The sequence below is a fragment of the Ruficoccus amylovorans genome (assembly GCF_014230085.1).
GTDB classification, from domain to species: Bacteria; Verrucomicrobiota; Verrucomicrobiia; order Opitutales; family Cerasicoccaceae; genus Ruficoccus; species Ruficoccus amylovorans.
Window position 1 is genome coordinate 1 of the sequence record NZ_JACHVB010000047.1, and the last position, 5,713, is coordinate 5,713.

Annotated in this window: 4 protein-coding genes and 1 pseudogene; all 5 read right to left on the reverse strand. The window is 62.5% G+C overall.

Annotated elements, in window-relative coordinates; translation table 11 throughout:
• Positions 1-656, reverse strand: a pseudogene (locus H5P28_RS15490) (hypothetical protein); the annotation flags it as partial.
• A gap of 94 nt (positions 657-750) precedes the next feature.
• Positions 751-1,788 carry a hypothetical protein gene (locus H5P28_RS15495; RefSeq protein ID WP_185676620.1) on the reverse strand — a complete coding sequence of 346 codons (1,038 nt, stop codon included), beginning with the start codon at positions 1,786-1,788 and terminating at the stop codon, positions 751-753.
• 28 nt (positions 1,789-1,816) lie between these two features.
• Entirely contained in the window at positions 1,817-2,671 is an 855-nt protein-coding gene (locus H5P28_RS15500; RefSeq protein WP_185676621.1) for a coiled-coil domain-containing protein, read from the reverse strand.
• Positions 2,672-2,730: 59 nt separating this feature from the next.
• A complete protein-coding gene (locus H5P28_RS15505) occupies positions 2,731-5,496 on the reverse strand; it encodes a thrombospondin type 3 repeat-containing protein (protein ID WP_185676386.1) in 2,766 nt (921 codons plus the stop codon).
• A 17-nt stretch (positions 5,497-5,513) separates the two neighbouring features.
• The coding region (locus H5P28_RS15510) for a hypothetical protein (RefSeq protein WP_221773445.1) at positions 5,514-5,713 on the reverse strand (200 nt) is incomplete at its 5' end.

Here is a 5,713-nt window from a genome sequence, read left to right on the forward strand (position 1 = left end):
TCTCCCGGAAAACTTGCCACAGCTTTCAAACCAATCGCTTGCCCAACAACAGCGTACCTGATCGTAGGCTCGACAAGATAAACAAAGGCTCGCTCATACTCTCCGGGCACCTCAGGAGGAGTAACTTCTACCCCCCACTCTTCCAGGGAAAAGGAGAAGACATATTTGAGTTGTCCGAGGTTGGCGGGGGCGTAGTTGGCGGAGAGAGGGGTGGCCGGGTCCCAAGGGTACTCTCCGGAAGAAAGAGATGTTCCGTCCGAAAGCACGATGATAAAACCATCGGCAGCGTGCATGACGTCATAAAAGGGTTTTGCGAGCGCCTTGAGTTGGCCCAGGTTCAAGGGGGCGTAGTTGATACCGGGGTTTGTCGAGAAGTTGGCCACCATCGAGGCGACCTCGCTCCCGGCACTCCCCGTTTCCTGCGATTCCATCTCCAGATAGGCTGCCTTGGCCAGATGCTTGGCTTGCCCGAGGTTGGCGGGGGCGTAATTGGCATCCAACCAGGCCGGGTAAGCGGGGTCAGAGGGGTCGGGAGGCTGAGAATCAACAACGGCCCGGCTCAGCCACCATTGGGGATAAGAGGCCGCTCCTGAATCGGCCCAGGCAGGCAGACTCAGGAGGGCAAGGATGATGGAAAACAGCGAGCAGCGAGTCATGGTAGGAAGTTTCAATCAATGAAAGCGGGCATGAGGAAACAGTGGTTGGCTCTTGGTCAGGACGATTCAGTCAGTGGCAGCGAGAACCAAGAGGTCAAGAGCCCCCCTGTTGCCCAGAATCCTCAGGATTACCAAAAGCCCCCATCCAGATATCTCCCTGGCGGGGCATTGTGACATTACCCCCGAAGCGCGCATGGCCTCTGACAACGAGGGCTTCACCGGCGGAGGACTGGTCACCGGCCAGTTCGGTGTCCGGGTCGGCGGGGATCTCGGTGGGATTTTGCTCGTCCCAGTACTTGTTTTGCAAAGTGGTTTGGCCGTTTTTGATAACGGTCAGGGCATTGGATCGGCTAGCATAAGTTCCATTACCCACCTCCAATAACGGATCGAGATCAAACCATTTCTTATCACCGTCATTCGTACTATTTCCACCATCTAGGTGCGTATAGCCACCAGTATTCCATGCGCCAAATGCAGTAGAGCTAACTGATTCAGCAATAGTCCCCTTCCCCCAAGCAGTTGAATAATATGCATCCGAAACCGTTTCAGACCCCCAAACAGTCGAATAATATCCAGTCGCAAAAGTCCACTCTCCCCAAGCAGTTGAACCAATACCAGTTGCGTGGCCTCCTTCACCCCACGCCGTGGAATTAAGCCCAGTTGACAAAGAACTATCGCCCCATGAAGTTGCGTAGATACTACGAGCCGATGAATTCCCCCAAGCCGTAGCGCCTTCACCACTCGCAGATGAGAACTGTCCCCATGACATCGAATCAACTCCAATATTTTCTATACTCCAATGAGTACCCCAAGTATATCCTGCCCGAAACGCCCCCTTCTGCGGGATCCACATCAAACGAGCACCGGGACCTTCGGGGATCATCTCGGTGGCGTTGTAGCTCTGGCCCTCGCCGGCCCAGATGACTCCGTTTGGTTCGACGGTGAAGGCGGATTTGACGCCTGAGCCTGGGTTGACGGTGAGTTTGTTGTCCACGGTGAGGTCGCCTTGGGCGGTGCCGGAAGCCTCGACGTTGAGGTCACCTTCGACGGTGAGGGAGTCGGCGTGAAGGGTGAAGGGGGTGAGGCTTGTGAGCAGGAAGGAGGCAAGCAGGGTTGGGAGGGTGCTTTTCATGGTAGTCGTGGGTTGGGCGTGAAGAGGGTTAGTCGGCGGACGTGGCGGAGGCCGCTTCAAGGCGGGCCGGGGAAATCGTTCCAGTGGCGGACAAGGACTCGCGCAGGGTGGTCATTTTCTCGCGGTAGGCGTCGATGGCGGCGCGGCGTTCCTCGGGGGAGGCGTTGGCGAGCGTGGCGGTCAATTCGTTGACGGCGGCGAGACGTTCGTTACGGGCCTGGAGCCTGGCTTTCTGCTCGGCCGGGAGGTTGGCGGGGATGTCATGCAACTCCAGTTGGCCCGATGAGCGGGCGGATGCTTGCCCGCCCCGGGACTGGGTAGCCGGGGAGACGGACGCCTCCTCCGACAACTCGCGCAGGCGTGTCAGGCGTTGGGCGTTTTGTTCGCGGAAGTCCTCCATCACCTGGCGCCGCTGCTGCGGGCTGGCATTCTCCAACTGGGCAAGCATCGCCATCTGTGCCTCGCGCACATCGTAGCGCAGTTCGAATTGCTCGCGTTCGGCGGCGGAGAGGTTGTCGGGGATTGGCGGGCGGGTCCAGGTGGGTGAAGCTTTCTTACCGGAGGCACTGGTGCGGGCAGAGGCACTCTCCACGCCTGCGCCCGAACGCTGCTGCTCAAGCTGTTCAATCAAGGGACGGGACTGCTGACGCCATTGCTCGATCACCGCGCGTTTGTCCTGAGGGGAGGATGCCTGTTCCAGTTGGGCGAGCATCTGCTCTCGTGACGCATGCAGGGACTCTCGCAGCGCCCGCGCCTCCTCATCTCCCTGTACGGCCTCGATCGCCTGTGGGGACGGCGAGGCACGGCCTTCCCCGGCAGAGGACTCCGCCATCAGGGGCAAGGCGAGCAAGGGCATGACAGCGAGGCAGTGGAGGAGATTCATGGTGTCCGGGGTAAAGGGTGCAGGGAGGTCGGGAGCGGGCTCACGTAAGGGGGCAAAAACTACCTCAGGGTAACGTCGCCGTTGGGGCGGAGGGTGAGGTTTTTGCCGTTGAGGTTGAGGGTGGTCTCGTCGTAGGCGATGGACGAGGCTTGCACGAGGATGCGGCTTTCATCGGCGGCGGCAGCGAAGACACCAGAGAGGGTGGCCTTGGGGCCGTGCAGGCTGCTGGGCTGGCCGGGGTAGAGGCTGAGGCCGTTGTAGTAAACGTCATTGCCGGTGTCGGCCGAGACGTAGTACAGCACATCGGCATCGGCCACGGTGGGCGATTTGCCCTGCCGGAACTCCTCCTCGTTGCTCAGGCCGTCGCCGTCGTAATCATCTCCCGGCAGGACCTGGGCCGTGCTGGTGATGGCGTCGGAGTCGTCAGCATCGACGAGTGCCTGCTTCCAGTCCTCGGGGACCATGCCCCACGGGGAGAGCTCCGCTGGCATGGCGGTGGACACACGTAACGAGTCGATAAAGCCCTGGCTCTCGGACTGGCTCAACTGCTCGAAGCGGACCCGCGTGAAGCCGGCGATGGCCGTGTTGGCAAAGCCCACGTCAAGGGCAACCTCCGTCGCATCGGCCCAGAGGCTCCAGGTCTTGGCCGCGTAGTCGAGGCGGACATCGAAGCGCATCCAGTTGGCCGCGTTCACGGCCAGACCGGCATCCAGCCACTGGCTGCTGCCCCCGTCATAAACGTGCAGGGTGCCTGCCTCGTCGGTCGTGAAGTAAGCCGCCCCGAGCGTCTCGCGCTGCGAGAGGTCGGGCAGGCCGCCGGGGGTCAGTTTGGCATAAAAGCTCACCCAGACCACGCTCGCCCCGACCGGTGAAGCCAGCCACTGCTCGGCGGAAACCGCCTCGCTCGCCGCGGTCTCCAGGGTCACGGATTGAGTCCCGGCCTGCGCCTGCGCCGCGCTCACGGTCACCAGCGCCGAGTCGGTACGCCAACGGTTTTGCCCGCTCAGGGCGGCGACGCTGTAGCCCTCCGCGGGCTCGAATCCGGCCTGCCAGGAGTAGATGCCGTTGCTGTCCGCGCTGAGCGCGTTGAAACTCCCCGCCACCAGCGGGTCCTCGCCCAGTGTGCTTTCGGCACCATCGAGCAGGCCGTCGCCGTCCGTGTCCGGGTTGGTAAAGTCGGTCCCGGCGGCCAGCTCCGCCAGCGTGCCCAGCCCGTCCCGGTCCAGGTCGTAATAATCATCGCGCACCATGCCGGTCGGGTCGGCCGAGTAGGCGTTCTCCGGGTCGTAACCGTGAGCGGCAGCGGCGATTTCCCAGGCATTGCTCAGGCCGTCACCGTCGTTGTCGAGATCGGCGGGCTCGGTGTAGCCGACCTGCACCGCGTCCAGGTAAGTCTCACCGCCCTCGGACTCCGTCATCCGGAAGGACTGAAAGAACGGCACCGCGTTGGCAAAGCCAAGTCCATTGGCCAGGCGCACCCCGTTGAGGTACACCGCCCAGCGCTGCGTGGTGTAGTTGAGCTGGACGGTGAGCCGCTGCCACTGATCGCTCTGGACGTGCTCGTGGGCCAGTGTCTGCCAGCCGCCCATCGGCAGGACCGCGCCGTCAAAAGCCCGCAGCAGCCCCTCGTCGTTAAAGTAAAAGCCCGCCGATGTCGCCGCACTCAGGGCGGGTTCCTCGGCCAGCATTCCCGGCTTGAGCGCGAAGTCCACCCAGACCACGGTGTCGGGCACCGCCGTGAAGAGATTATAAAGCGCCGTCGAGGAGGTGGAGGCGTTGACAAACACCGAGTAACTGCCAGCGGCGGCCTCGGCACTGCTGAGCTGCGGCTCATTGCCTCCCTGATAGGCCCAACCGCCCGCACTGGTCACGTTGGCCGTGGGGTGGTTCTCAAAACTGTCCGTGTAGGGCAGCGCAGCCAGGGTGTAGTTGTCCGCCGCCGCCGGATCGCCCCCGAAGGCGAATTCCCACCCGTCATGCACGCCGTCCCCGTCGCTGTCCGGGTTGCCCGCCGCCAGGTCGTAGAGGAACTCGTGGATGTTCGCGATCCCGTCAAAGTCGAGGTCCCCGTAGCGGTCGTCCATGTTCGGGTTCAGGCCGCTGGCGATTTCGTAGGCGTCGCTCATGCCGTCCCCGTCGCTGTCGAGGAAGATCGGGTTGTCGTACCCGGCGTAGAAGAAGTCAAAATACACCGGTGCCAGCCCACCGCCCTTGAGCCGGAACGAGCTGAAACTCTCCAGCACATCGTCAATAAAGCCCAAGTCCGTCGCCACGAGGTCTTCGTCCAGGTACAGGTCCCAGGTCTTGGTCGCGTAGTTGAGCCGGTAGGTCAGGCGTATCCAGTTTGTGGATACACCGTCGTTCAACGCAAAGGAGCGCGGCACCAGTTGCCACTCTCCGCCGCCCTGCCCGTCGCCATGCACGGCGTACAGCCAGCCCGCGCCCGCACTCTCCACCACGCCGGTCATGGCCGAGGTCTCCGTACTGGAAACCTGCGGCAGGCTCTCCTGCGACCCGGCCATGGGTTTTAAGTAAAAATCGACAAAGGTCACCGCCCCCGGCTGAGCACCGCCGAAGCTCCCCCTCAGAAAGCCCGACACCCCGTCCGGAAACAAAATCGACTGCGCCGCCGAAGCCGAATCAACCGCGGTCACTACCGCGCCCGAACCGCCCGCGCTCCAGGGAGCCAGGCCCGGCGGATTGCCGGGCACATACCCCGCCGCCGACTCGAAATCCGTCTCATACGGCAAGGAAACCTGCCCGCTCAAGGGGCCGGTGAAGAGGGCTAGCGAAAGCCCGAAAACGGCTGCGCTAACTCGGAACATGGGGAGCCTTTCCGAGGTTAACGCCTGCCGGGCAGAATCTTTGCCGCGAAGCGGGCCAGCTTCCCCTCCGGATTCCTGCGCCCCAGAAACATCAGCAGGTACGCGGTCAGAATAAAGCCGCCGATCCCGGACATTTCGATCAGGGTCCCCCCCGAGGGCTCCTGAGCACTCAGGACGGAAGAGGTGGCAAGCAAGACAACAAGAGGCAGGGCAGTAG

Coding starts and splice junctions, on each gene's coding strand:
- H5P28_RS15495 (WP_185676620.1), bottom strand. CDS start 1,788: ATGAAAAGCACCCTCCCAACCCTGCTTGCCTCCTTCCTGCTCACAAGC.
- H5P28_RS15500 (WP_185676621.1), bottom strand. CDS start 2,671: ATGAATCTCCTCCACTGCCTCGCTGTCATGCCCTTGCTCGCCTTGCCC.
- H5P28_RS15505 (WP_185676386.1), bottom strand. CDS start 5,496: ATGTTCCGAGTTAGCGCAGCCGTTTTCGGGCTTTCGCTAGCCCTCTTC.